A 24,849-nucleotide genomic window follows, 5' to 3' on the forward strand; every position below is an offset into this window, starting at 1 on the left:
TGCGAACCTGCCTTCCGCCTGAGGCGCCGCTCCGCGTGGGGCGGGTGACGGCGGGGGTGGTGGGGGGTGCGGAGGGGCTACCCGCACCCCCTGCCCGCTACGCCTTGCCGTGGGCGCTCTTGTCCTCGCCCGCGCCCCCGCCCGCTTCCGCGCCCTCTTGCGGAACGGCCGCTTCGCGCGCGGCGTCGGGCCCTTCGGCGAGGAGCACGGCGAAGCCGTCCTCTTCCAGGACGGGGACCTTCAGCTGCATGGCCTTGTCGAACTTGGATCCGGGGTTGTCACCGACGACCACGAAGTCCGTCTTCTTCGACACCGAGCCGGTGACCTTGGCACCCCGGCTCTGGAGGGCCTCCTTGGCGCCGTCGCGGGTGTACGAGGAGAGCGTGCCGGTGACGACGACCGTCAGGCCCGCGAGGGGGCGCGGGCCTTCGTCCTCCCCGGCCTCCTCCTCCATCCGGACGCCGGCGGCGCGCCACTTCTCGATGATCTCGCGGCGCCAGTCGTCGGCGAACCACTCGCGGACGGCGGCGGCGATGGTGCCGGAGACGCCGTCCACGGCTTCGAGCTCTTTCTCCGTCGCCGCGGCGAGGCGGTCGATCGACCGGAACTCGCGGGCGAGGGCGGCGGCCGAGACCGGGCCCACGTGGCGGATGGACAGGCCGTTGATGATGCGGGCGAGGGGGCGCTGCTTGGCAGCCTGGATGTTCTCCAGCATGGCCAGGGCGTTCTTCTTCGGCTCGCCCTTCTGGTTGGCGAAGAAGGTGACGACCTTCTCCTCCCCCGTCTTCGGGTCGCGCTTGGGCAGGCCGGAGTCCGGGTCCACGACGTAGGACTTGATGGGCAGCAGCTGTTCGATGGTCATGCCGAACAGGTCGCCCTCGTCCCGCAGGGGCGGCTCGGCGGGCTCCAGCGGCTGGGTGAGCGCCGTGGAGGCCACGTATCCGAAGTTCTCGATGTCGAGGCACTGGCGGCCGACGAGGTAGAAGAGGCGCTCGCGGATCTGGGCGGGGCAGGCGCGGGCGTTGGGGCAGCGGAGGTCGATGTCGCCCTCCTTCATGGGCCGCAGGCCCTCGCCGCACTCGGGGCACTCCGCGGGCATGACGAACTCCCGCTCCGTGCCGTCACGGAGGTCGGCCACCGGGCCGAGGATCTCGGGGATGACGTCGCCCGCCTTGCGCAGCACGACGGTGTCGCCGATGAGGACGCCCTTGGACTTGACGACCTCCTGGTTGTGCAGGGTGGCGAACTCGACCTCGGAGCCCGCGACCGTGACCGGCTCGACCACGGCGTACGGCGTGACGCGGCCCGTGCGGCCGACGCCCACCCGGATGTCCACCAGCTTGGTGTTGACCTCCTCCGGGGGGTACTTCCACGCGATGGCCCAGCGGGGGGCGCGTGCGGTGGAGCCGAGCCGCCCCTGGAGGGGGATCTCGTCGAGCTTGACGACGACGCCGTCGATCTCGTGCTCCATCGAATGGCGCACGTCAGGGTTGCCGTAGTGGGCGATGAACTTCCGTACGTCCGCCAGGTCGCCCACGACCTGGGCGTGCGCCGCCGTCGGCAGCCCCCACTCGCGCAGCAGCTCGTAGGCCTGCGACTGGCGGTCGATGTCGAAGCCCTCGCGGGCGCCGATGCCGTGGACGACCATGTGCAGGGGGCGGGTGGCGGTGACGCGCGGGTCCTTCTGGCGCAGGGAGCCGGCCGCCGCGTTGCGCGGGTTGGCGAAGGGGGGCTTGCCGGCCTCCACCAGGCCGGCGTTGAGCTCCTCGAACTTCTCCATCGGGAAGTAGACCTCGCCGCGGACCTCGACCAGGGCCGGGATGCGGTCGCCCTTGAGGCGGTCGGGGATCTCGGCGATGGTGCGGACGTTGGGCGTGATGTCCTCGCCGGTGCGGCCGTCGCCGCGGGTGGCGGCGCGGGTGAGGCGGCCGTGCTCGTAGGTGAGGTTGACGGCGAGGCCGTCGACCTTGAGCTCGCACAGGAAGTGGTACGCCGCGCCGCCGCCGATCTCCTTGGCGATGCGCTCGGCCCAGGCGGCCAGCTCCTCGTCGTCGAAGGCGTTGTCGAGGGAGAGCATGCGCTCGCGGTGCTCGACGGCCGTGAACTCCGTCGCGTAGGCCCCGGCGACCTTCTGGGTGGGCGAGTCCGGCGTGCGCAGCTCCGGGTGCTCCTCCTCCAGGGCCTCCAGCGAGCGCAGCAGCTTGTCGAACTCGGCGTCGCTGACGACGGGGGCGTCCTTGACGTAATACCGGAAGCGGTGCTCCTCGACCTGCTCGGCCAGCAGCGCGTGCTTCTCCCGCGCCTCCGCGGGCACGGCGGAGCCCGCCGCGAGCTCTTCGCCCTGCTGTCCGCCCTGCTGTTCGACAGCCACCGTCTCGTCCTCCCGTTGATCCATGAGCGCCGTCACTCAGGGTTGTCTGCGAGTGATTTCGCCGCCCGGACGCAGTGGGCGAGGGCCGCACGGGCATATGCGGGCGAAGCACCCGCGAGCCCGCACGAGGGCGTGACGACCACGGACTCCGCGAGAGTCCCCGGTGCCAGCCCCAGCCTGCGCCACAGCGTCCTGACACCCATGACGCTACCGGCAGGGTCTGACAATGGACCGTCCGTGCCGGGCACCACGCCCACAAACAGCGCGGTACCCGCCTCGACCGCCTCTCCCACCGCTTCTTCCTCACGCTCGGTGAAGAGGGAGAAATCGAACGAGATGCCTTGGAAGCCGGACCGGCGCAGCAGTGCGAAGGGCACGCCGGGGGCGCACGAGTGCACGACGGGGGCCTCGCCGGTGACCTCGCGGGCGACCGTCACCAGGTCGCGCAGAGCGCCCTCGACCACGGCCCGGTCGACGGCCCGGTAGGTGCGGTACCCGCTGGCGGTGCGCACATGGCCGGTGAGGACGGCGGTCAGCGACGGCTCGTCCAGCTGCAGCACGACGCGGGCGCCGGGCACCCGCCTCCGCACGTCGGCGAGGTGGTTGCGCAGGCCCTCGGCCAGCGACTCCGTGAGGTCGCGGCAGGCACCGGCGTCACCGAGGGCGGCCTCGCCGCCGCGCAGTTCGAGGGCGGCCGCAAGCGTCCACGGGCCGACGGCGGAGACCTTGAGCGTGCCCTCGTAGCCTTGCGTGTACTCCTCCAGCGCGTCCAGGTCCTCGCCCAGCCAGGAGCGGGCGCGCTTGGTGTCGCGGCCCGGCCGGTCGCTGATGCGCCATCCGCTGGGCTCCACGTGCGCGTAGACGTCCACCAGGAGGCCGGTGGTGCGCCCGATCATGTCGGCGCCGGGGCCGCGGGAGGGCAGCTCCGGCAGGTACGGCAGGGTCTCCAGGGACCCGGTGACGGTCTTCGCGGCCTCGCGGGCGTCGCCGCCGGGCATCGATCCGACGCCGGTGGCCGCACCGGCGCCCCAGCTCTTCCCCGCTCCCGGCGGACGGCCCCCGGACCCCTGGTCGTTGTTGCTCTTGTCGCTCACGCAGGAAGACTACGGGGCGCGCGGCGGCCGGTGCGCAGGCCGAGCCAGGCGACGAGCCCGGCCGCCGCGTAGGCGCCCGTGGTCAGCCCGAAGGACGCCGCCGCGCCCGCGTACCAGCCGTCCGCCGCGGCGAGCACGGCGCTGACGGCGGCGACGCCGACGAGAGAGCCGATCTGGCGGTTGGCGTTGAGCGCGGCGCCCGCGATGCCGGAGTGCTCGGCGCCGGCGGACTCCATGGTGGCGGCGGTCATCGCCGGGGAGGCCATGCCGATGCCGACGTTGACCGTGGCGAGGACGGTCGCGAGGACCCAGTACGGCATGCCGGGCGAGACGGTCAGGGCCAGGGCGAGGGTGCCGGCGGCGGAGGTGACGAGGGTGACCGCGAGGATCACGCGGTTGCCGACGCGGGGGCCGATCTTCGCGTAGACGACGTTGCCGAGGAGCCAGACGGCCTGAACGGGCAGCATCTCCAGTCCGGCCTGCACGGGGCTCGCGCCGCGCGCGTTCTGCAGGAAGAGGCCGAGCATGAACAGTCCGCCGAAGAGGCCGAAGTTGAAGAGGAAGCCGATGGCGTTGGCGGCCGGGAAGCGGGCGTCGGAGAAGAGCGCACGGGGCAGGACGCGGGCCGCCGCACGGCGCTCGCGGACGGCGAACGCAGTGCCCGCGAGGACGGCGACGGCGAGCGGGAGCAGCACCCGCGGCGCGGCCCAGCCCAGGTCCGGGCCCTCGATGAGCCCGTAGCTGAGGGCGGCCAGGGCGAGCAGGCCGAGCGCGTGCCCGGCGGCGGCGAGCGGGGCGGGCCGGCCCGGCACGGGGGCTATGACGCGGCGGGCGAGCACGAGGCCGAGCAGGCCCAGCGGCAGGTTGATCAGGAAGATCGAGCGCCAGCCGAACGTGCCGACGAGGACGCCGCCGACGGCCGGGCCGAGCCCGGCGGCCACGGAGACGATCGCGGACCACAGGCCGAGGACGCGGGCCCGCTCGCGGGCGCCGGGGAAGGCGGCGAGGAGCAGCGTCAGCGAGCTGGGCATGAACAGGGCCGCACCGGCGCCCTGCAGCACCCGCCCCGCGACGAGGACGCCCGCCCCGGGCGCGACCGCGGCCAGCAGGGAGGCCGCAGTGAAGAGGGCGAGCCCGGCGAGGTAGGTGCGGCGCGCGCCGTAGCGGCCGGCGAGGGAGCCGGCCAGGAGCAGGAGGGCGGCGAAGGCGAGGACGTAGCCGCTGACGACCCACGTCAGGCCGGACAGGGAGAGCCCGAGGCCCTCGCGGAGGGACGGGCCGGCGACGTTGATGATCGTGACGTCCAGCGAGGCCATCACGAAGCCGAGGGCGAGAGTGAAGATGCTGAGCCCGGGCCGGGCGGGGGTGGCGGACGACGGGGCCGCTGCGGTGGCGGTGGCAGGGGCTGCGGCGGTAGTGGCGGTGGCCGCTGAGGACGAACGGGTCTGAGCGATCATGAGAGATAGTTAAAGCTGTATCGATTACGCGAGCAATCATTACAGCTATAACTTTACGAGAGCTATACGAAAGCCCCCGGGACGGGATGTCCCGGGGGCTCTCTCACGCACATCCGCGGCTACGCGCCGTCCAGCGCCCTCGCCAGCTGGTCCCGCAGGACCACCCGCTCCTCGTGCGACATGTGGTCGAGCGGCGAGTCGCTCCCGATGCGCCGCAGCAGCTCCAGCCGCAACTCCCGTCCCGCATCGGTCAGGACGAGCCGCTTGGCCCGCCTGTCCTGCGGGTGCGGCTCGCGCACGACCAGGCCGCGCTTCTCCAGCTTGTCCATCACGTAGGTGACGTTCGGCGGCTCGCAGCACAGGACCGCCGCCAGCTCGCGCGCCGTCTTCGGCTGCCCGAGCTCCTCAAGGGCCTTCGCCTGCGTCGGCGTCAGGTCGAACTCGGCACTGCGGCCGCGCTGGTGCGCGTCCATGCGCTTGTTGAGCTCGACGACCAGGGACCGTATCTCCCTGACCGAGCACCCGACGGCCGCCGTGTCCCGCACTGCGCTGCTGCTCATGCCGCCAGCGTACGCCGCCGCGTCAGCGACCGGGCCGGACGGACAGGTCGTTGATCTCCGCGTCGCGCGGAAGGTCGATCGCGAGCAGGATCGTCGACGCGACCGACTCGGGGTCGATCCACTTCGACGGGTCGTACTCCTTGCCCTCCTGCTGGTGCACCTTCGCCTGCATGGGGGTCGCGGTACGGCCGGGGTAGATGCTGGTGACGCGCACGCCGGCCGCGTGCTCCTCGGCCCGCAGCGAGTCCGCGAGCGCCTTGAGGCCGTGCTTGCTCGCGGCGTACGCGCTCCAGGTGGCGTGGGCGTGCAGCCCGGCGCCCGAGTTGACGAAGAGGACGTGCCCCTTCGTCACGCGCAGCTGCGGCAGGAAGAGCCGCGTGAGCTCGGCCGGGGAGACCAGGTTGGCGGCGAGCGTGGCGTTCCACGTCTTCGGCGTCAGCTCGCCGACGGCGCCGAGGTCGACGACGCCCGCGATGTGCAGGAGAGTGTCGACCCGGTCGGGCAGCGACTGCTTGTCGAGGGCCCAGGAGAGCCGGTCCGGGTTGGACAGGTCGGCCACGAGCGTGTGGGCGCCGGGGAACGCCGCGGCCAGCTCCCTGGCCCGGCCGGCGTCCCGCGCGAAGAGGTGGACCTCGTCGCCCCGGTCGAGGAGCCGGCGCGCGACCGCCTCCCCGATGCCGGAGCCGGCCCCGGTGATCAGATGTGTTGCCATGGGAGCCAGCTTGCCCTACCGCGGCTTCTACTGCAGACCCGCCGACTCCTCCAGGTACGCCATCGCCCCGAGCCCGTCCTCCGCGAAGAAGACCAGCTCGGCCAGGGGGAGCGGCAGGAAGCCCTCCTCCTCCATCCGCTGGAACTGCGCCTTGAGGCCGTCGTAGAAACCGGCGGCGTTGAGCAGCACGACGGGCTTGTCGTGGATGCCGTGCTTCTTCAGCTCCAGGATCTCCGTCGCCTCGTCCAGCGTGCCGGTGCCGCCCACCATGACGACGATCGCGTCGGCCCGCGCGAGCAACTGCGCCTTGCGCTCGGCGAGATCGCGGGTGACGAGCATCTCGTCGGCGTTCTCGCGGGCCCGCGCGGCGAGGAACTCCACCGTCACGCCCACCAGCCGACCGCCGCTGTCCTGCACTCCGTCGGCCATGACCTTCATCAGGCCGGACTCCGAGCCTCCCCACACGAGCGTGTGCCCGCCCCTGCCGATGAGTTCGGCGAACTCGCGGGCGGGGGTGGTGTAGCGGGCGTCGAGGTCGGCGGCGGAACAGAAGACGGCGATGTTCATGAACGCCACCGTACGTGCCGTCCGTACGGGGTCGTACCGCCCGGGCCACTGTGGGCTGTTTTCGGACCGTTGCTGTCGCCGTTACGGCCCCGTTCGGTTGCGGGTTCGTCACAGGGAGCGGCTTGGTTTGGCGGCTTGTAAGAGCGCTGTTAGCGTGACGTGCACTCGTCAGCCGGCGCGTCAACAGGCGCTGTTTCCAGCCAACTCCTCGGGGGAATTTTCCAGTGAAGCTTCGTCATGTCCGCGCGGCCGCCGTCTTCGGAATCGCCGTCGTCGCCCTGACCGGAGCCCGCGGGCACCACGGCGGCGGCTGCAGCGGTGGCAGCTCCAGCCACCACAGCAGCAGCTCGACTTCGGGCGGCACGACCACGACGGGCGGCACGACCGGCGGCGGTACGAGCACGGACGGCGGCCTCACCACGGGCGGCACCACCGGCGGTACGACCGGCATCACCACCGGCGGGTCCACGAGCAGCGGGTCGTCGACCAGCGGGCTCACCTCGGGCGGCACCAGCACCGGCGGCAGCGGCAGCGCCACCCGCGACCTCAAGATCGTCAGCTGTGACTACAGCGACGCCCGCGGCATCACCGCGAAGATCAGCGTCACCAACCCCAGCCTGACGGACAACTACACCTACACGTTCTCGGTGAAGTTCACCGACTCCACCGGCACCCTCATCGGCACCCGCAACCGCACGATCCCCTTCGTCGGCCCGGGCAAGACCGACACGCAGGACGTCTCCCAGGTGTACGTGCCGAAGGCCGGCGCCAGCGTCAGCGGCAAGTGCGAGGTCAACAACGTGACCCGCACCAAGTCGTAACGGGCTGCAGCCCCTCGCACCGAGCGCGCGGGGGCGCGGGTCAGGCGCTCTGCGCCGCCTGCGCCGCCGCGCGCTCGGTCGTGGCGATCGTCGCCGAGCCGACCACGCGCGTGCCGTCGTAGAGCACGATCGCCTGGCCGGGGGCCACGCCGCGGACCGGCTCCGTGAAGGTCACCTGCAGCTCGTCGCCGACGAGCTCGGCCGTCACCTCCGTCTCGCCGCCGTGGGCGCGCAGCTGGGCGGTGTACGTGCCGGAGCCCTCGGGGGCCACCCCGCACCAGCGGGGGCGGATGGCGGTCAGGGCGATGACATCGAGCGCCTCCACCGGGCCCACCGTCACCGTGTTGTTCACCGGCGAGATGTCCAGGACGTAGCGCGGCTTGCCGTCCGCGGCCGGGTGGCCGATGCGCAGGCCCTTGCGCTGGCCGATCGTGAAGCCGTACGCGCCCTCGTGGGTGCCCACCTTCGCGCCGGTCTCGTCGACGATGTCGCCCTCGGCCTTGCCGAGGCGCTTCGCCAGGAAGCCGCGGGTGTCGCCGTCGGCGATGAAGCAGATGTCGTGACTGTCGGGCTTCTTCGCCACGGCCAGGCCGCGGCGCTCCGCCTCCGCGCGGATCTCGTCCTTCGTGGTGACGGTGTCGCCCAGCGGGAACATCGCGTGGGCCAGCTGCCGGTCGTCCAGCACGCCGAGGACGTAGGACTGGTCCTTGGCCATGTCGCTGGCGCGGTGCAGCTCGCGCGTGCCGTTCTCATTGACGACGACCGTCGCGTAGTGGCCGGTGCACACCGCGTCGAAGCCCAGCGCGAGCGCCTTGTCCAGCAGGGCCGCGAACTTGATCTTCTCGTTGCAGCGCAGGCAGGGGTTGGGGGTGCGGCCGGCCTCGTACTCGGCGACGAAGTCCTCGACGACGTCCTCGCGGAAGCGCTCGGCCAGATCCCAGCAGTAGAAGGGGATGCCGATGACGTCCGCGGCGCGGCGGGCGTCGCGGGAGTCCTCGATGGTGCAGCAGCCGCGCGCGCCCGTCCGGAAGGACTGCGGGTTCGCCGACAGCGCGAGGTGGACGCCGGTCACGTCGTGTCCGGCCTCGGCGGCGCGGGCCGCGGCGACGGCGGAATCGACGCCGCCGGACATGGCGGCGAGCACGCGGAGCCCCTTGCGGGGGGCGCGGAGGTCGGGGGCACCGGGGAAGTCAGTCATAGCCCTACCAGAGTACGGGGGCGGCGCGCGCCGCGGCTCCCGGGTTTGTACGGGACGCACGACGAGCCGGCGCCCGCCGCCCTCGCCGGGCCAGGCGCACCCCTCCCGCCGCGACGGTGGAGCACCACAATGGCGGTGGCCAGCGGTGCCGGGCCGGCGTGAGGCCGCTCGGCACCGCCGGACCGCGCCGCTTCGGTTTCTCACCGCTGCGGCGGAGAGGGCCTTGCCGGGTCGGCAGGCCTCCTCCACGCCGAACGACGCCGCCCAGCCCGGCACGCTTCTTCCGCCGCGACGGCGGACCACCACAACGGGCGTGACCGGCGGTGCCCGACCGGGCAAGAGCCCGCTCGGCACCGCCGGACCGCGCCGTCGCGGTTGCTCACCGCTGCGGCGGAAGAAGGGCGCCGGGCCCGGCGCACGCGGCACCGGATGGAACCGGGGAGGGGTTCGTACGCGTTTTCGGGGGCGAGTGGGAAGGTGCGGGGGAAGCGGGGGCGCGGGTGGAAGCGGGCGAAGAGCGGGCACGAGGGGTCGCGCGGCGGCGGGTCCTCATGGGCGGCGCCGGGGCGCTCGTGGCGGCCGGTGCCGCCGGGTACGCCGGCCGTGACGAGATCAGGCGGTGGTGGTGGCGGACCTCCGGCCGGGAGAGGCCGCGTACGGACGGCGTCCTCGACCACCCGGGCGCCGAGTGGGTCGCCGCGTCGTCCGCGAACTGGCGGCGCGCGCAGCGGCCGGACGACTACACGGTCGACCGCGTCGTCATCCACGTCGTCCAGGGCGGCTACGGCGACGCCCTCCGCGTCTTCCGCGACCCCCTGCACGAGGCCGCCGCGCACTACGTCGTGCGCAAGGACGGGCACATCGCACAGACCGTCCGCGAGCTGGACGTGGCCTTCCACTCCGGGAACCGCCGGTTCAACGAGCGCAGCATCGGCATCGAGCACGAGGGCTACGTCGACCGGCCCGGCGACTTCACCGACGCCATGTACGTCTCGTCCGCCCGGCTCACGGCCCGCATATGCGCCCGCTACCGGATCCCCGTGGACCGGGCGCACATCGTCGCGCACTCCGAGGTGCCGGGGACCGATCACACCGATCCCGGGCCCCACTGGGACTGGGGCCGGTATCTGCGGCTCGTGCGGGAGGCCCCGGTCAGCTGAGGCCCGCCGAGCGCGCCCGCTCGACCACCGGCCCGATGGCCTCCGCGACGGCCGCCACGTCCGCCTCCGTGGAGGTGTGTCCCAGCGAGAAGCGCAGGGTGCCCCGGGCCAGCTCGGCATCCGTGCCCGTGGCCAGGACCACGTGGCTCGGCTGGGCCACGCCCGCCGTGCACGCCGAGCCGGTGGAGCACTCGATGCCCTGGGCGTCCAGGAGGAGCAGCAGGGAGTCGCCTTCGCAGCCGGGGAAGGAGAAGTGGGCGTTGGCGGGGAGCCGGCCGGCGGGGTCGGGGTCGCCGCCGAGGACGGCGTCCGGGACGGCTTCCCGTACGGAGGCGATCAGGCTGTCGCGCAGCGCGCCGACCTCGCGCGCGAAGTCCGCGCGCCGTGCGGCGGCCAGCTCGCCCGCGACGGCGAAGGCGGCGACCGCGGGCACGTCGAGCGTCCCGGAGCGCACGTGGCGCTCCTGGCCGCCGCCGTGGAGCAGCGGCACGGGCGCGTACCGCCGGCCCAGGAGGAGCGCGCCGATGCCGTACGGGCCGCCGATCTTGTGGCCGCTGACGGTCATCGCGGCCAGCCCGGAAGCGGCGAAGTCGACGTCGAGCTGGCCGACGGCCTGTACGGCGTCCGCGTGCAGCGGCACGTCGAACTCGGCCGCGGCGGCGGCCAGTTCGCGCACCGGCATGACGGTGCCGATCTCGTTGTTGGCCCACATGACGGTGGCCAGGGCCACGTCGCCGGGGTTGCGGGCGATGGCCTCGCGCAGGGCGTCGGCGTGCACGCGGCCGTAGGCGTCGACGGGCAGGTACTCGACGGTGGCGCCCTCGTGCTCGCCGAGCCAGTGCACGGCGTCGAGGACGGCGTGGTGCTCGACGGGGCTGGCGAGGATGCGCGTACGGGCGGGGTCCGCGGCCCGGCGGGACCAGTAAAGGCCCTTGACGGCGAGGTTGTCGGCTTCCGTGCCGCCCGCGGTGAACACCACTTCGCTGGGGCGCGCGCCGAGCGCCGCGGCGAGGGACTCGCGGGCCTCCTCGACGGTGCGTCGCGCACGCCGCCCGGCGGCGTGCAGCGAGGAGGCGTTTCCGGTGAGGGCGAGCTGGGCGGTCATCGCCTGCACCGCCTCCGGGAGCATCGGGGTGGTGGCGGCGTGGTCGAGGTAGGCCATGGTGGGGACGATTCTACGAGGCGCGGCCGGGCGCCGTCCCGGCCGTTCCGGCCCTCGGGCGGCCGCCTGCCCGCGGGCGCCGTCACGGCACCACGGCCCGGCCCCCGTACAACTCCGCCGTCGCCGCCGCCACCTGCGCGAGATCCGCCCGGACCTCCTCCGGGGAGAGGACCTCGACGTCGGGGCCGAAGGAGAGCAGGATGCGGGCGCCGCGGACTTCCGGCAGGAGGAGTTCGACGGTGGCGGGGTCGCCGCCGGAGGGCGGGGCGGCGACGGCGGGGCCGAGGATGCGCAGGAACATGTCGAGCCGCGAGCGGCGCACCGTGACGGTCGCCCGGACGTCCGCCGGCCGCTCTTCGACCTCGCGCCGCAGCACCTCCCAGGCGTCGGCGAGCTCCACGCCCGCGCGGCGGCGCACCGCGTCCCCCGTGACGGTCACGGCGGCCACACGGTCGGCGCGGAAGAGCCGGGGCCGGGCGCGCCGGTCGGCGACGAGGTACCAGACGCCGGCCTTGGAGACGAGCCCGTAGGGGTCGACGGTGTACGTACGGGGGCGCTCCTGCCCTCCGTGGCGGTAGCGCAGGCGCAGCCGCCGGTCGGTGAAGACGGCGGCCTGCAGCTCCCCGGTGTCGACGGCCGGAGCGGGTGCGGGGCCGCCCAGCCACCGGACGGGGTCGACGAGGATGCGGCGGCTGGTGGCCTCGGCGGCGGGGCGGTGCGGGGCGGGCAGGGCCGCCATGACCTTGCGCAGGGCGGAGCCGAGGGCACCGTCGAGGCCGAGGTCGGCGTGGGTGCTCCCGGTCGCGAGGACGAACAGGGCACGGGCCTCGTCGGCGGTGAGTCCCGTGACGTCCGTCCGGTAGCCGGGGAGCAGTGCGATGCCGCCGTGGCGGCCGCGCTCGGCGTAGACGGGCACGCCCGCGGCCGACAGGGACTCGATGTCCCGGTAGACGGTGCGGACGGACACCTCCAGCCGGTCGGCCAGTTCACGGGCGGGCACGCGGCCGCGGGTCTGGAGGAACAGCAGGATCGACAGCAGGCGATCGGATTTCACGGGATCAAGAATGACCCGGGGCCGTACGAAAAGCTGACGGCGGTTGTCAGGTTATGGCGGGATGCTCTGCGTGTTCCCGAAACCGACCGACCTCACCGGAGTCGCACATGACCAGCTCGGCCGCCCAGACCGACCCCCGCCCCCTGACGGACCGCGCCGTCGCCCAGGTGGCGGCCCTGATCGCCGCCGTGCCCGCGGAGCGGCTCGGCGCCCCGACCCCGTGCACGGAGTTCGACGTACGGGCCCTGCTGGGCCACCTCGTGGCCGGCGTGCACGACGGCGCACAGCTGGGCGAGAAGGGCACCGTGGAGTGGAGCAAGCCGCCCACGGGCATCGCGGACGACGGCTGGGCCCGCGCCTACGACGAGGGGCGGGCGCGGCTGACGGCCGCCTGGGCGGACGACGCCAAGCTGACGCGGACGGTGAGCGTGGAGTGGGGGACGTTCCCGGGAGCGGTGTACCTGACGTCCGGGATGGTGCTGGAGAGCGTCACGCACGCCTGGGACCTGTCGCAGGCGCTGGGGCACCCGCTCCCGCTGGACCAGGAGCTGGCCGAGCTTGCGCTCGGCTGGGCTCAGCGGTTCCTGCCGGCGGACCGGCGGGGCGGGGAGGTCCCGTTCGGACCGGTGCGGCCGGCGCCCGAGGGCGCGGACGCGTACGCACGGCTGGCGGCGTGGCTGGGCCGCGAGGTGGCGTAACCGCGGGCCCGGGGCGCTGTACGGGGGTCAGCACCGAGGGGCAGCGCCGGGGAGTCAGTGCCGGGGAGCCACCGCGAGCTGGCGCGACTGCGCCACGAGGCGGTCCTCGCTGTCCCAGACCTCCGCGTCCTCCTCCAGGTAGCCGCCCGCGAGGTTGCGCGTGGTGACGGCCACGCGGACGGGTCCGGGGGCGGGCCGGCAGCGGATGTGGGCGGTCAGCTCGACGGTGGGCACCCAGCCGGTCAGGCCCATCTCGAAGGTGGCCGGCGGCAGCGCGTCGACGGCCAGCAGCAGCGCGAGCGGGTCGAGGGGGCGGCCGTCCGCCAGACCGAACCAGGCGCGCATCTCGCCGCGTCCGCCGGGCTCGCCCACCGCCCAGCCGGCGGTCGCGGGGTCGAGGCGGATGTCGAGGCGGGCCGCGATCTCGGCGAGCGGGTGGGAGCTGTCGCCGTGCTCCTTGCCGAGGCAGTGCTCGTACGGGGGCATGGCGGGCGGCTTGGCCGTGGTGCGGACGTCGTCGCTGAGGCTGCCGAGGTCGCCGTAGGCGGCGAGGACGCGGATGCGCTCGGTCTCGCGGCCGTCCGCGCCGGTCTGCACGAGGGAGGCCTGGCCGGTGGAGAGCGCGCGGCCGGTGCGCACGGTCTCGGTGCGGATGACCGCGGGGCCGGGCCGGGTGACGGACAGGTAGTGCGCGGTGACGGTGAAAGGGTCGGGGTGGGGCAGGTGCGCGCCGAGGCCCCGGCCGAGGAGGGCGAGGAGGTAGCCGCCGTTGACCGCGCCGCCGATGCTCCACCCGGTGGGCAGCTCGGCGTCGTGGACGCCGGGCTCGCGGGGGGTCACCGCGGTGTCGCGGTCGAATTCACTGTCGCCGATGGTCGCCTGTGCCATGCCGGTCACGCTACACCGGGAAGTTACTCATCGGTAGGGTCTGAGTGAAGGATCAACAACCCGGGTGACATCGCGCTGTCAGACCTCTTCCGAAGCCGCACTCCGCCGGTGCCACGCGCGCGGCGCCCGCCAGTGGAAGCGCATCGCGAGCAGGCGCAGCACGAACGCGGTCACCACGGGCAGCGCGTACGTCGAGCCGTCGAGCGCCCCGAAGCGGATCAGCAGCGCGGCCAGCGCGGCCCCCACCATCGCCGGCACCGCGTACAGGTCGCGGTCCCAGCGCAGCAGCGACGGCACCTCGTGCGCGAGGATGTCGCGCAGCACGCCGCCGCCGACCGCCGTGGCCAGCCCGAGCGTGGCGGCGAAGACCAGGCCCAGCCCGTGCCCGTACGCCTTGACCGTGCCGGTGACGCAGAACAGCCCGAGCCCCGCGGCGTCGAGGACCCCCACCGCCTTGGTGATCCGCTCGACCTCCGGGTGCAGGAAGAACACGATCACCGTGGCGATCAGCGGCGTGAGGAAGTAGCCGAGGTCGGTGAAGGCCGCGGGCGGCACGGCACCGATGATCACGTCACGGATCAGCCCGCCGCCCAGCGCCGTGACCTCCGCCAGGACCGCCATGCCGAAGACGTCGAAGTTCTTCCGGACGGCGAGCAGGGCGCCGGAGAGCGCGAACACGAAGATCCCGGCGATGTCCAGGGAGTGCTGGACGGAGGGGCTGAACAGGTCGGTGAGCACCAGACATTCTTACTCAGCCGCAAGCCCGTTCCTTCACTCCCGGCCCGCCACGGCGACCCTCAGCCCGCCACGGCCGCCTGCCCCGCCCCGCCCGGCGCGTTCTCCGGGTGGTGGCAGGCCACCTGGTGCCCGGGCTCCAGCGCCACCAGCGGCGGCTCCTGCGTCGTGCAGACCTCCGTCGCCTTCCAGCACCGGGTGTGGAAACGGCACCCGGACGGCGGCGAGATCGGCGAGGGCACGTCTCCCTTGAGCAGGATGCGCTCGCGTTTGGTGCGCCGCTTGGGGTCGGGCACCGGCACCGCCGACAGCAGCGCCTTGGTGTACGGGTGCATGGGCTTGGTGTAGAGCGACGTGCGGTCGGTGAGCTCCACGAGCTTGCCGAGGTACATCACGGCGATGCGGTCCGAGACGTGGCGGATGACCGACAGGTCGTGCGCGATGATCACGTACGTCAGGCCCAGCTCGTCCTGGAGGTCGTCGAGCAGGTTGACCACCTGCGCCTGGATCGAGACGTCCAGCGCGGAGACCGGCTCGTCCGCGACGACGAGCTTCGGATTGAGGGCGAGGGCCCGCGCGATGCCGATGCGCTGCCGCTGGCCGCCGGAGAACTCGTGCGGATAGCGGTTGTAGTGCTCGGGGCTGAGGCCCACCAGCTCCAGCAGCCGCTGCACGTCCTTCTTCACCCCGCCCTCGGGCGTGATGCCCTGCAGCTTGAAGGGCGCGCCGACGATGGTGCCGACGGTGTGCCGGGGGTTCAGGGACGAGTACGGGTCCTGGAAGATCATCTGGATGTCGCGGCGCAGCGGGCGCATCCCCGCGACGCCGAGGTGGCTGATGTCCTTGCCCTGGAACGTGACGCGGCCGCCCGTCGGCTCCAGCAGCCGGGTGATCAGCCGGCCCATGGTGGACTTGCCGCAGCCGGACTCCCCCACCACGCCCAGGGTCTCCCCGTTGCGGACGTCGAAGGTGAGGCCGTCCACGGCCTGCACCGCGCCGACCTGGCGGCGCAGCAGCCCTTTGGTGATCGGGAAGTGCTTGACCAGGCCCTCGACCGTGAGGAGGGCCTCGGGCCCGTCGTTCGCCTGCTGCGCGGGAATGGTCATCTCGTGGTCCTTCACAGCTTCGGCGCGATCTCTTCGGTCCAGATGCGGGTCCGTTCCTCCTGGGGCAGGTGACAGGCGGACCAGTGCCCGCCGCCCCCCGCGGCGGCGGGAGAGCCGCCCAGGACCCGGCGCAGCTCGGGCCGCTCCGTGCGGGTGACTCCGCCGGCGGGCAGGTCGGCGTACGGGCAGCGCGGGTTGAAGGCGCAGCCGGACGGCACGTTGATCAGGCTGGGCGGGGAGCCCTTGACCGGGATCAGCCGCTCGGTCTGCTCGCGGTCGATGCGGGGCATGGAGCCGAGCAGGCCCCAGGTGTAGGGGTGCTGGGGCTCGTAGAAGACCTTCTCGGCGGGCCCGCGCTCCACGCAGCGGCCGCCGTACATCACGAGGATGTCGTCGGCCAGCTCGGCGACGACGCCGAGGTCGTGGGTGATGACGATGACCGCCGAGCCGAACTCCTTCTGCAGGTCGCGGATGAGGTCGAGGATCTGCGCCTGCACGGTGACGTCCAGGGCGGTGGTCGGCTCGTCCGCGATGAGGAGCTCGGGGTTGTTGACGAGCGCCATGGCGATCATGGCGCGCTGGCGCATGCCGCCGGAGAACTGGTGGGGGTAGTCGTCCACCCTGCGGTCCGGCTGCGGGATGCCGACGCGGTCCAGGAGCTCGACGGCGCGCTTGCGGGCGGTCTTCTTGTCCGCGCCGCTGTTGTGCACCAGATAGGCCTCGGTGATCTGGTGGCCGATGGTGAAGTACGGGTGCATGGCCGACAGCGGGTCCTGGAAGATCATCGCCATCTCGCGGCCGCGCAGCCGCCGCACCTCGTCGGGGTCGGCGGTCATCAGCTCCTTGCCGTCGAGCCAGATCTCGCCGGAGATGCGGGCCTTGCCGCGGCCGTACTGGCCGACGGTGTGCAGGCCCATGATGCCGAGCGAGGTGACCGACTTGCCCGACCCGGACTCCCCGACGATGCCGAGCGTCCTGCCCTTCTCCAGCTGGAAGGAGAGCCCGTCGACGGACTTGACCAGCCCGTCGTCGGTGGGGAAGTGGATGCGCAGGTCGCGCACGTCGAGGAAGGCGGTGGGGGCCTCCCCGGGGTGCAGGGCGGGGTCCGTCGTCACGAGAGCCTCACTCGGGGGTCGATCACGGCGTACAGGAGGTCCACGACCAGGTTGGCGAAGACCACGGCGGAGGCGGTGATCAGCGTGACGCCGAGGATCATCGGCAGGTCGCGCTCGTTGATCGCCGCCACCGCGGCCTGGCCCAGGCCGGGCAGGCTGAAGGCCGTCTCGGTGAGGATGGCGCCGCCGACCAGCGCCCCGAGGTCCATGCCGAGCACGGTGAGGATCGGGGTCATGGTGGAGCGCATCGCGTGCTTGCCGATGACGACCGGTTCGGCGAGTCCCTTGGCGCGGGCGGTGCGGATGTAGTCCTCGCCGAGGACCTCCAGCATGGTGGCCCGGGTCAGCCGGGCGTACATGGCCGCGTAGAGGAAGGCGAGGGTCACCCAGGGCAGGATCAGGCCGCCGAACCAGCTGCCGGGGTCGTCCGCGAACGAGGTGTACTCGCCCCCGACCCAGCCGAGCTTGTACTTGAAGACCGCGAGCGAGAGCAGGGCCGTGAAGTAGATCGGCAGGGAGACGCCGCTCAGGGCCACGGTCATGGCGGTGCGGTCCCAGACGGTGCCCCGCTTGAGGGCGGAGACGACGCCGGTCAGGACGCCGCCGGTGACCCACAGCACACAGGCGCCGCCGGCGAGCGAGAGAGTGACGGGCAGCCGGCTCGTCAGCTCGGGCCAGATGGGGCTCTCGTGGCGGAACGAGTAGCCGAAGCAGGGCGCCGGGCAGTGGACGGAGTCGCCCGTGCTGACGTAGTCCCGGCCGGTGAAGAGCCCGGTGACGAAGTTCCAGAACTGTTCGAGGATCGGCTTCCCGAGCCCCAGCTTCTGCCGGATGCCCTCGATGGCCGCCGGGTCCGCCTGCTTGCCGACGTACATCAGCGCGGGGTCGGATCCGGTGAACTTCGGGATCGCGAAGAAGATGCCGAAGGTCACGAGGATGACCACGAGCAGCATCACGATGACGGCGAACAGCCGCCTGACGATATAAGCGAACACTGCGGTCGGCCCGGCGGCGGCCCGGAGGCGCCCCCCTGGGGAAGAGGGGGGCGTCCCCGGCCGTCGCGCTCGGCCCTCACCTGCCCTTCGTGCCTAGCGGCGGGTGCGCCGGCGGAGCGGACGGAATGTCACTGCCGTGACGAGCACGATCACTTGACGACGCCCAGCGAGGCGTAGTCGTAGCGGCCGTTGTAGGCGTCGGCCGTGTAGACGTTGGTCAGCCGGGAGCTGCGCCAGATGATGTTCTTCTCGTAGGTGAAGGGCAGGTACCAGGCGCCCTCCATGACCTTCTTGTTGGCTTCCTGGTAGATCTTCCCGGCCTTCTCGGGGTCGGTCTCGGCGATGCCGTCGTCCAGGAGCTTGTTGACCGCGGGGTCGTCGAGCTCGGGGTAGTTCTGGTTGCCGCTCTGCTGGATGAAGCGGCCGTCCACGATCGGTTGCAGGAAGCCCTGGCCACTGGGGAAGTCGGCGCCCCAGCCCATGATGATGATCCCGTAGCCCTTGGCCTTGACGTTCTTGGGCGAGCCGATGATGCCGGTGTTCTGCGCGCCGTCGTACTTGTCGATCTGCGCGTCGATGCCGATGGCCTTCAGGGACGCCTGCAGCGACTCCGCGGAGGCGACCTCCTGCATCTTGTTGTTGCGCACCGCGATGGTCGTCTTGAAGCCGTCCGGCTTGCCGCAGGCCTTCAGCTCCTCCTTGGCCTTGGCGACGTCGGGCTTGCCCTGCTGCACGCTGTACGGGTCGTACTTGGCGTCGAAGCCCTTGACGGCCGGCGGCAGCATGCTGATGCCGATGTCACCGCCCGCCTGGGGGCCGCCGCGCGCGGTCTGCAGCGAGGTGTGGTCGGCGCCGTAGATGACGGCCTTGCGGCAGTGCTCGTTGTCGAACGGGGCGACGGTCTTGGGGAACGCCGCGTAGCGGATGAAGCCGGTCTGCGGGTTGTCGATGTTGCCCTTGTGCTCCTTGAGGGCCTTCTGCCGGCCCGCCGAGCCCATGCCGGTGGCGTTGAGGTCGAGGTCGTAGTCGCCCTTGATCAGCCGGTTGTCCATGTCGTCGGCGTTGGTGATCAGCGTGACCGAGATCTTGTCCGGCAGGGCCTTGCGGACGGGGTCCGACTCCTTGCTCCACTTGTCGTTGCGGACCAGCTCCAGGCCCTTGTTCGGGCTGTACGAGACGAACTTGTAGGGCCCGTTGGAGAACGGCTTCTGGCCGTAGCGCTCCGCGGTGTCCTTGTCGGGGCGGACCGGGGCCGCGGCGGGCAGCGCGAGCATCTGCAGGAAGTCGCCGTTGGGCTTGGGCAGCTTGAAGACGATCGTCTTCTCGTCCGGCGTCTCGATCGCCTTCAGGCCCAGCTTGTCCTTGCTCTCGTCCTTGTACGGGCCCTTGTACGTCTTGTCCGGGTCCAGGACCTGCATCAGCCAGGTGGGGCCGCCGGAGATCTTGTCGGTGGCCCAGGTGCGCTCGATGCCGTACTTGATCTGCTGGGTGGTGACGGGCTGGCCGTCCTCCCAGGTCAGCCCCGGCCTGAGGGTGAAGGTGTAGGTCTTCTTGTCGTCCGAGACCTTGCCGGTGTCGGTGGCCATGTCCGGCACCATCGTGGAGCTCTCGGCGGCGGGCGCGGGCTTGGAGGTGACCAGGGTGCGCGTGTAGTAGCGGGCGAAGTCCCACATGAATCCGTAGTAACCGCGCTGGGGGTCCCAGGAGTCGGCGTCCTGCGTGCCGATGAACTTGAGCTCTCCGCCCTTCTTGTCCGACGCGGCGGCGAGCTTGCCGACGGCGGCGTCGAACCCCGCACCCTTGCCGTCCCCGCTGCCGCTCTTGCCCCCGCCGCCGCCACAGGCGGCCGTGGTGACCAGGGCCGCGACCACGAGGGCCGCCCCGGCGGCCGGCCTCCGCCTCGAAGTTCTCTGTGTTCTCAAGGTGTCGCGACCTCCGTGATCGTCGCCGCCCCGGGATGCGGGCCGGCGGGTTTGCGGAAAGAGCCTCCTGACGGACCGACAGGGGCGGTGGGACACGTGCGATCGGTTGGATGAGCGGAATGAGCTGCCCGGCGGCGGGCGCTAGCGCGAGCCCTTGGGGTCCAGCGCGTCCCGCACACCGTCACCGAAGAGGTTGAAGGCGAGGACGGTGACGAAGATGGCGAGACCCGGGATGATCATGAAGATGGGGTCCGCCTCGTAGTGGTCGACGGCTCTGGCGAGCATCTCGCCCCACGATGCCGTGGGGGGCTTGACTCCGGTACCGAGGAAGCTGAGGGCGGCCTCGGTGAGGACGTTGGTGGGGATCATCAGCGTGGTGTACACGGTGATCGGCGCCACCAGGTTGGGCAGCAGCTCGCGGAAGAGGATGTAGCCGCGGCCCGCGCCGAGGCTGCGCGCCGCCTCGACGTACTCGCGCTCTCTCAGCGAGAGGGTCTGGCCGCGCACGATCCGGCCGATATAGGGCCAGCCGAAGAAGCCGATGACCGCGATCAGCACCCCCATGCGCACGCCCGAACCGGTCAGCCCCCACAGCGAGTCGGGGACCACGGACACCAGCGCGATGATGAACAGCAGCTGCGGGAACGCCAGCAGCAGGTCCATCACCCGGCTGATCACCGCGTCGACCCAGCCGCCGAAGAAGCCGGCGACGATGCCGAACACCGTGCCGATGACGACCGCGACGACGGCCGAGAGGAAGGCCACGAGCAGCGAGACCCGGGCCCCGTAGACGATGCGGCTGAAGACGTCGCGCCCGTTCGTCGGTTCGACGCCCAGCAGGAAGTCCGAATTGATGCCGCCCCAGTCGCCCTTGGGCGTGCTGAACAGCGGGTCGATCTGGTCCTCGTGGAATTCGTTGGGCGGGTGGCCCAGCAGGCTCACGATCACCGGGGCGAGGATCGCCACCAGGATGAGCAGCAGGACGACGACACCGCCGGCCAGCGCGAACCTGTCGCGCTTGAGCCGGATCCAGGCGATCCGCCAGGGCGAACGGCCCTCGATCGCCTTGGCCGGGACTCCGGCGGCGACGTCGACGGCTGCGGTCTCCGCCGCGCCCGTGTCGTGCAGTGGTGCCGTCATCGTCTGGTGGACCCCTCTCGGCCGGTGCCGACCGGCCCAACGCCCGCCGCGGATGCGGCTGGTTCACATCAGTGGTGCGAAAGGTGCGATGGTGCGGGAAGTTCACGCGGAGCAGGTCGTGCACAGGACGTACGCGGGACGGTACGCAGGACCGGGAGTCCTTGTGGCGGGAGTCTTCAACGGCTCCGCGATCACCCGCCAGACCCGGTCCGCAAAGGATGCGCAACCGTGATGTGTGGAGAGGAGTTCCGTTATACGGACAGCAGTGATCCGTCCGTACGGACAGCAGTGATCCGCCGGCGGTCGGCCGGCGGATCGGTGGCGGATCGGTGGGCGGGTCGGCAGGAGGTTCAGTAGACCCCGGCCTGAGGGGGCTGCGGCGGGTATCCGTAGCCCGACGGCGCGGCCTGCGAGCCGCCCGCCGCTCCGCCGCCGTAGGCGTCGCGGTCGTAGAACGGGCGGGCGTTGGCCCGCATCCACATCGCGACCGGGTCGTGCTCGTCCGACATCGCCACCGTGGAGACCGGCAGCCCGTCCGGGACCGCACCGATCGACTGCTGCATCATCAGCCGCACGGATTCCACGGCCCCCTGCGAGCTGTCGTAGAGGTCCAGGCCGATCGCCAGGTACGCGGTGCCGAGCGCGGGCTGCACCCAGGCGCGGCGCAGCGAGCGCACGGCGGGGGTGCGGTGGGCGTTCTGCCCGAGGAGGGCGTAGAACTGCGGGATGTCCACGCCGGGCTCGCTCAGGCGCAGCGGGCCGGCCGGCAGCCGGTCCAGGCCGCCGGCGATGCGGCGCAGGTCGAGCCAGGGGATGCCGACGCCGCCACCGGGCGCGTGCGGGTTGAGCCACAGGCCCCAGCGCCCGGGGTAGAGGGCCTCGGCCACGGCCCGGCCGGAGATCACCTCATGGGCGCGGTTCCAGCCGCTGGCCGCGAGCTCCTGCGCGGACGTCACGCACGGGGCGTAGCCGAGGCCTTCGACGTCCATGTTGCCGTACTGGGCGTCGGGCGAACCGGCCTGGCCGTGCCAGAGCAGCATCCACACCCGTCCCTCGGCCAGCGACCGCAGCAGCGCCTCGTATGCGTCGTACCGGCCGGGCGTCACTTGGCGCAGCATCTGCTCCACGCCGCTCTCCGCGCCCGCGCTCACCTGGGTCCGCCTCTTCTCTCGGCCTTGACTGCTGCAGACCCGGGAGCGCCGTCGCGCCCCCGTGGTCGTCCGACCAGCTTACGAGCCCGCCGGGGCGGACAGGGGAGGAGTCACAGGTCGCGGTCGTAGAACGGACGGATCCGGTCCCGCATCCAGTCGCCGACCGGGTCCCGCGCGACGTCCAGGAAGACCAGCTGGACGGGCCAGGGCACGGGCGCGGAGCCCAGGGCGCGGCCGAGGGCGGACAGCGCCGCGGACCGGCTGTCGGGGTCCGGCAGGTCGAGCTCGACGCCGATGAACAGCGCCGGAGCGGCCCCCTCGACGCTCGCGAGGGCGCGCCGCGCCGTGCGGACGACCCGGGCGGCGGCGAACTCCGGCCCGGCGGCCGCCAGGAAGGCCGTGGGTTCCTCCTGCCAGTCGGGCTCGAAGAGCCGCACACGGCCGCCGGTGGCGTCGCCGTCCAGGGCGGTGCGGCCGGCCCGGCACAGCTCGGCGACGGCGGCCGGCGGCAGCGGTGCGCCCACGGAGCCCTCGGGGTTGACGACGATGCCCACCTGCGGGGGCAGGCCGCGGGCGAACTCGACGGCCGGGGCGACGGCATACGGCATGCGCTCGCCCGCGACCCTCCGGAACTCTCCCTCGGAGCTGAAGACGGGCACGAAGACCTGGCCGCCGAGCTCCAGCGTGGGCAGATCGAGATCGGCGCTGTCCGGGCCGCCGCCGCCCGGCAGCGGAATCCACACGTGGCTGCGGCCGAGCGCCTCCACGATGCGCGCGCCCGCGCCGGGCACGCCCACGGAGGCGGCGAGCACCTCTTCGAGTTCATTGGCGGGCAGGCCGGTCAGACCGTGCGGGGCGGCCGCGGGCACGCCGCCGCCGGGGGCCGGACTCCAGTCGTACTGCCCGGGGATGCTCATCTCGTCCAACTCGCCCAACTCGTCCAATGCCGCCCAACCGCCGTCTCGACAAAGCCGCACACGCACCCTAACGGCTGAACCCCCGCCGGCTCTCTCCGGCTGCCGAAATCGCCGGTGATGTCCCAGGTCAGGGCGGGCGGTGCGGGAGCACCACCCACTCCCGTCACGGCACTGACCGTATCCACCGGGTTGCACAGGGCCACCAGCGGCCACAGGGTGATGCGGACAGTTGCCCTGCAGCCCCACCGGCTCCGCCGGCCCCGCGCCGGCCCGCCGGCTCCCCGGACCGAAGGGAACCTCCAGCATGCGTGTCAACAAGTTCGCCGCCTCGGCGATAGCCGTCGCCGCCTGCGCTTCCGTGGCCGTCGGCGTCGCGGGCCCCTCCCTCGCCGCCGTAGGCGCACCGGACCCCGACATGTCCCACGTACTCCCGGCCACCGAACCGAAGTCGGCGGCCGCCGTCCACCAGCAGCTCGATGCGGTGGGGCAACTGGGGGATGCGCTCACGCTGGTCTCCCGAATCGGCAAGGAGGCGCAGTCCAGGACGCCGGACGTGGACGCGCTCAAGGAGATGCAGCAGCGGCTGCGGGCGTCGGCGAACCGGCTGGGGGACTCCCTGAGGCAGTCCCCGCCCGCCGTGGGTCGCCCGGCGGCGGCGCCGGGGGACGACGTCCACGACCTGCTGAAGAAGCTGCAGAAGGCGATCGAGAAGCTGATCGACGCGGCGACGAAGCACGACCAGCCGGGGGTGCAGGCGGCCATCACGGAGGCCCTCACCGTCGTGAAGGACCTCCTGGCGAAACTCCCCTTGGCGGAAGACGGCTCGACACTGCCGGCACCGCTGCCGCTGTAGGCGACGCCGCGCACGCTCACGGCCGCACCCCGGGCGCCTTTACTCGAACGCGATCGTCCGCAACGCATCCACCGCGGCGCGGTCCAGCAGCACCACCGACGCCACCCCCGCCGGCAGGCGCCCGGGGCCGTCCGGGACCGGGGGGTGCGACACCGCCGCGACCAGCCGGGCCATCGCCCGCCGGTGGCGGCGGAACGCGTGCGGCGAGACGCCCCGGCCCCGCGCCGCCTGCCCGGCCAGCGCCGTGCCCGGCGGCACGTCGAGGAGCAGCAGGTGGGCCGCCCCGCCCCGGCGCCGGGCGTCGCGCGCGACCCAGCGGCGGACCCAGCCGCGCTGCCCGCAGTCGTGCACGACGGCGCTCGCGTCGGAGCGCAGGGCGCGCCGCAGCGCCGCGTAGTGGGCGAGGCGGGCGAAGGGCCGGTAGGCCGCGTACGGCAGCCAGGGGGGCGTGCGCCGCTCCAGCCGCTCCCGGGTGTCCTGGGAGTCGATGCACCAGACGATGCCGTCCCGTGCGTCCAGCGCGGAGACCGCCCGCCGGATGAGCGTGGACTTCCCGCTGCCGGGCAGCCCGGAGACGATCAGCACGTCCCCCGCGGGGAAGCGGAGCTCCCCCAGGCCCGCTCCGGCGCGCAGGTCGAGCACCCCCGCCCGGGCCCGCACCGCGCCACTCCCCGCCGCGGCCGCGCCGCGCGCCCGCGCGGCCCCGGCCGTCCCGGCCGTCTCCGCTGCCCCTGTCGTCGGCGCTGTTCCCATCCGTCCTGCCCCTCCCCCGGCCCGGTCACTGCCCGTCACTGCCCCCTACCCACGGAACGTAAAGGAAAGGTAATCGAATTCGAGGGCCGCCAGGCAGTCCGTAACGCGCCTGCACGTGCAATGATGTGCGCGCCAACTGCGTATCCAACTGCATACCGGCCGCTCGAATCCGCGCGGGAGAGTCCCAGGCTGCACGCTACGGCGTGTGCGCTGGGCGCCGAAGGAGCAAGTTCCTCCCTTGAATCTCTCAGGCCCCGTACCGCGCGGACGAGGCAGATCTGAAAAGCGGGCCGCACCGTGCGCGGCTCCACCCAAGGTGCAAGCCGGACCCCCGCGTGTCGCGGCGGCTTCCGGTGAACCTCTCAGGTTCCGATGACAGATGGGGAGGACGTCCTCACTGCCATGTCCGGGAGCCCACAC

The 24,849-nt window shown here is 72.6% G+C and carries 23 protein-coding genes and 1 riboswitch; of the genes, 4 read left to right on the forward strand and 19 right to left on the reverse strand.

All coding sequences use genetic code 11. From position 1 onward, the window contains the following. Nucleotides 1-97: 97 nt before the first annotated feature. The 6 genes from ligA to IE241_RS14010 all read right to left on the reverse strand — a co-directional run bounded on the left by ligA (nt 98) and on the right by IE241_RS14010 (nt 6,761). Nucleotides 98-2,395 carry an NAD-dependent DNA ligase LigA gene (gene ligA, locus IE241_RS13985; protein ID WP_190022033.1) on the reverse strand — a complete coding sequence of 766 codons (2,298 nt, stop codon included), beginning with the start codon at nt 2,393-2,395 and terminating at the stop codon, nt 98-100. An 8-nt stretch (nt 2,396-2,403) separates the two neighbouring features. Then, nucleotides 2,404-3,465 carry a methionine synthase gene (locus tag IE241_RS13990; protein ID WP_190022034.1) on the reverse strand — a complete coding sequence of 354 codons (1,062 nt, stop codon included), beginning with the start codon at nt 3,463-3,465 and terminating at the stop codon, nt 2,404-2,406. After that, on the reverse strand, nt 3,462-4,922 hold the full coding sequence (locus tag IE241_RS13995; RefSeq protein ID WP_190022035.1) for an MFS transporter: 1,461 nt from the start codon (nt 4,920-4,922) through the stop codon (nt 3,462-3,464). The genes IE241_RS13990 and IE241_RS13995 overlap by 4 nt, the downstream gene beginning before the upstream one ends. Before the next feature lie 119 nt (nt 4,923-5,041). Then, nucleotides 5,042-5,482: a MarR family winged helix-turn-helix transcriptional regulator gene (locus IE241_RS14000; protein ID WP_229899215.1), complete on the reverse strand. Its 441-nt coding sequence runs from the start codon at nt 5,480-5,482 to the stop codon at nt 5,042-5,044. A gap of 22 nt (nt 5,483-5,504) precedes the next feature. Beyond that, nucleotides 5,505-6,203, reverse strand: a complete 699-nt coding sequence (locus tag IE241_RS14005; RefSeq protein ID WP_190022204.1) for an SDR family oxidoreductase — start codon at nt 6,201-6,203, stop codon at nt 5,505-5,507. 18 nt (nt 6,204-6,221) lie between these two features. Next, the gene (locus IE241_RS14010; protein WP_190022036.1) at nt 6,222-6,761 is read right to left on the reverse strand and encodes an LOG family protein; all 540 of its coding nucleotides are present in this window, start codon (nt 6,759-6,761) and stop codon (nt 6,222-6,224) included. Between the two features lie 224 nt (nt 6,762-6,985). On the opposite strand from IE241_RS14010, the gene IE241_RS14015 reads away from it, so the two are divergent. Further along, a complete protein-coding gene (locus tag IE241_RS14015) occupies nt 6,986-7,582 on the forward strand; it encodes a hypothetical protein (protein ID WP_190022037.1) in 597 nt (198 codons plus the stop codon). A gap of 40 nt (nt 7,583-7,622) precedes the next feature. On the opposite strand, the gene mnmA is transcribed toward IE241_RS14015, so the two are convergent. Further along, the gene (gene mnmA / locus IE241_RS14020; RefSeq protein WP_190022038.1) at nt 7,623-8,780 is read right to left on the reverse strand and encodes a tRNA 2-thiouridine(34) synthase MnmA; all 1,158 of its coding nucleotides are present in this window, start codon (nt 8,778-8,780) and stop codon (nt 7,623-7,625) included. Between the two features lie 551 nt (nt 8,781-9,331). Here mnmA and IE241_RS14025 point away from each other — a divergent pair. Continuing rightward, on the forward strand, nt 9,332-9,940 hold the full coding sequence (locus tag IE241_RS14025; protein ID WP_190022205.1) for an N-acetylmuramoyl-L-alanine amidase: 609 nt from the start codon (nt 9,332-9,334) through the stop codon (nt 9,938-9,940). Here the strand turns inward: IE241_RS14025 and IE241_RS14030 are convergent. Both IE241_RS14030 and IE241_RS14035 read right to left on the reverse strand, forming a co-directional pair. Continuing rightward, complete coding sequence (locus IE241_RS14030; protein ID WP_190022039.1) at nt 9,933-11,102, reverse strand: cysteine desulfurase family protein; 1,170 nt, start codon at nt 11,100-11,102, stop codon at nt 9,933-9,935. The two genes, IE241_RS14025 and IE241_RS14030, sit on opposite strands and share 8 nt — an antisense overlap. Before the next feature lie 82 nt (nt 11,103-11,184). Next, nucleotides 11,185-12,156 carry a helix-turn-helix transcriptional regulator gene (locus IE241_RS14035; protein ID WP_190022040.1) on the reverse strand — a complete coding sequence of 324 codons (972 nt, stop codon included), beginning with the start codon at nt 12,154-12,156 and terminating at the stop codon, nt 11,185-11,187. 107 nt (nt 12,157-12,263) lie between these two features. Between IE241_RS14035 and IE241_RS14040 the strand changes: the two genes are divergently transcribed. Next, the gene (locus IE241_RS14040; protein WP_190022041.1) at nt 12,264-12,854 is read left to right on the forward strand and encodes a TIGR03086 family metal-binding protein; all 591 of its coding nucleotides are present in this window, start codon (nt 12,264-12,266) and stop codon (nt 12,852-12,854) included. Nucleotides 12,855-12,908: 54 nt separating this feature from the next. Here IE241_RS14040 and IE241_RS14045 read toward each other — a convergent pair whose 3' ends face one another. The 9 genes from IE241_RS14045 to IE241_RS14085 form a co-directional block, all read right to left on the reverse strand. Continuing rightward, nucleotides 12,909-13,742: a thioesterase family protein gene (locus IE241_RS14045; protein ID WP_190022042.1), complete on the reverse strand. Its 834-nt coding sequence runs from the start codon at nt 13,740-13,742 to the stop codon at nt 12,909-12,911. Nucleotides 13,743-13,820: 78 nt separating this feature from the next. Continuing rightward, complete coding sequence (locus IE241_RS14050) at nt 13,821-14,480, reverse strand: trimeric intracellular cation channel family protein (protein WP_190022043.1); 660 nt, start codon at nt 14,478-14,480, stop codon at nt 13,821-13,823. Nucleotides 14,481-14,539: 59 nt separating this feature from the next. Next, entirely contained in the window at nt 14,540-15,583 is a 1,044-nt protein-coding gene (locus IE241_RS14055; RefSeq protein ID WP_190022044.1) for an ABC transporter ATP-binding protein, read from the reverse strand. Nucleotides 15,584-15,594: 11 nt separating this feature from the next. Further along, on the reverse strand, nt 15,595-16,698 hold the full coding sequence (locus tag IE241_RS14060; protein WP_190022045.1) for an ABC transporter ATP-binding protein: 1,104 nt from the start codon (nt 16,696-16,698) through the stop codon (nt 15,595-15,597). Next, nucleotides 16,695-17,693 carry an ABC transporter permease gene (locus IE241_RS14065; RefSeq protein ID WP_190022046.1) on the reverse strand — a complete coding sequence of 333 codons (999 nt, stop codon included), beginning with the start codon at nt 17,691-17,693 and terminating at the stop codon, nt 16,695-16,697. Before IE241_RS14065 ends, IE241_RS14060 begins: the two co-directional genes overlap by 4 nt. A 149-nt stretch (nt 17,694-17,842) precedes the next feature. Continuing rightward, the gene (locus IE241_RS14070; RefSeq protein WP_190022047.1) at nt 17,843-19,615 is read right to left on the reverse strand and encodes an ABC transporter substrate-binding protein; all 1,773 of its coding nucleotides are present in this window, start codon (nt 19,613-19,615) and stop codon (nt 17,843-17,845) included. Nucleotides 19,616-19,756: 141 nt separating this feature from the next. Further along, nucleotides 19,757-20,755 (reverse strand): ABC transporter permease, encoded by a 999-nt coding sequence (locus tag IE241_RS14075; protein WP_190022048.1) that lies wholly within the window; start codon nt 20,753-20,755, stop codon nt 19,757-19,759. 350 nt (nt 20,756-21,105) lie between these two features. Next, nucleotides 21,106-21,873: an enhanced serine sensitivity protein SseB C-terminal domain-containing protein gene (locus IE241_RS14080; RefSeq protein WP_190022206.1), complete on the reverse strand. Its 768-nt coding sequence runs from the start codon at nt 21,871-21,873 to the stop codon at nt 21,106-21,108. A gap of 143 nt (nt 21,874-22,016) precedes the next feature. Next, a complete protein-coding gene (locus tag IE241_RS14085; RefSeq protein ID WP_190022207.1) occupies nt 22,017-22,823 on the reverse strand; it encodes an enhanced serine sensitivity protein SseB in 807 nt (268 codons plus the stop codon). A gap of 304 nt (nt 22,824-23,127) precedes the next feature. On the opposite strand from IE241_RS14085, the gene IE241_RS14090 reads away from it, so the two are divergent. Then, nucleotides 23,128-23,676, forward strand: a complete 549-nt coding sequence (locus IE241_RS14090; protein ID WP_190022049.1) for a hypothetical protein — start codon at nt 23,128-23,130, stop codon at nt 23,674-23,676. A gap of 39 nt (nt 23,677-23,715) precedes the next feature. On the opposite strand, the gene IE241_RS14095 is transcribed toward IE241_RS14090, so the two are convergent. Beyond that, the gene (locus tag IE241_RS14095) at nt 23,716-24,429 is read right to left on the reverse strand and encodes an AAA family ATPase (protein WP_190022050.1); all 714 of its coding nucleotides are present in this window, start codon (nt 24,427-24,429) and stop codon (nt 23,716-23,718) included. Between the two features lie 164 nt (nt 24,430-24,593). Further along, nucleotides 24,594-24,701, forward strand: a riboswitch (glycine riboswitch). Nucleotides 24,702-24,849: the final 148 nt, after the last annotated feature.

The sequence above is a fragment of the Streptomyces hiroshimensis genome (assembly GCF_014650335.1).
GTDB classification, from domain to species: domain Bacteria; phylum Actinomycetota; class Actinomycetes; order Streptomycetales; family Streptomycetaceae; genus Streptomyces; species Streptomyces hiroshimensis.

Coding starts and splice junctions, on each gene's coding strand:
- ligA (WP_190022033.1), bottom strand. CDS start 2,395: ATGGATCAACGGGAGGACGAGACGGTGGCTGTCGAACAGCAGGGCGGA.
- IE241_RS13995 (WP_190022035.1), bottom strand. CDS start 4,922: ATGATCGCTCAGACCCGTTCGTCCTCAGCGGCCACCGCCACTACCGCC.
- IE241_RS14000 (WP_229899215.1), bottom strand. CDS start 5,482: ATGAGCAGCAGCGCAGTGCGGGACACGGCGGCCGTCGGGTGCTCGGTC.
- IE241_RS14010 (WP_190022036.1), bottom strand. CDS start 6,761: ATGAACATCGCCGTCTTCTGTTCCGCCGCCGACCTCGACGCCCGCTAC.
- mnmA (WP_190022038.1), bottom strand. CDS start 8,780: ATGACTGACTTCCCCGGTGCCCCCGACCTCCGCGCCCCCCGCAAGGGG.
- IE241_RS14025 (WP_190022205.1), top strand. CDS start 9,332: ATGGGCGGCGCCGGGGCGCTCGTGGCGGCCGGTGCCGCCGGGTACGCC.
- IE241_RS14030 (WP_190022039.1), bottom strand. CDS start 11,102: ATGGCCTACCTCGACCACGCCGCCACCACCCCGATGCTCCCGGAGGCG.
- IE241_RS14040 (WP_190022041.1), top strand. CDS start 12,264: ATGACCAGCTCGGCCGCCCAGACCGACCCCCGCCCCCTGACGGACCGC.
- IE241_RS14045 (WP_190022042.1), bottom strand. CDS start 13,742: ATGGCACAGGCGACCATCGGCGACAGTGAATTCGACCGCGACACCGCG.
- IE241_RS14055 (WP_190022044.1), bottom strand. CDS start 15,583: ATGACCATTCCCGCGCAGCAGGCGAACGACGGGCCCGAGGCCCTCCTC.
- IE241_RS14075 (WP_190022048.1), bottom strand. CDS start 20,755: ATGACGGCACCACTGCACGACACGGGCGCGGCGGAGACCGCAGCCGTC.
- IE241_RS14080 (WP_190022206.1), bottom strand. CDS start 21,873: ATGCTGCGCCAAGTGACGCCCGGCCGGTACGACGCATACGAGGCGCTG.
- IE241_RS14085 (WP_190022207.1), bottom strand. CDS start 22,823: ATGAGCATCCCCGGGCAGTACGACTGGAGTCCGGCCCCCGGCGGCGGC.
- IE241_RS14090 (WP_190022049.1), top strand. CDS start 23,128: ATGCGTGTCAACAAGTTCGCCGCCTCGGCGATAGCCGTCGCCGCCTGC.
- IE241_RS14095 (WP_190022050.1), bottom strand. CDS start 24,429: ATGGGAACAGCGCCGACGACAGGGGCAGCGGAGACGGCCGGGACGGCC.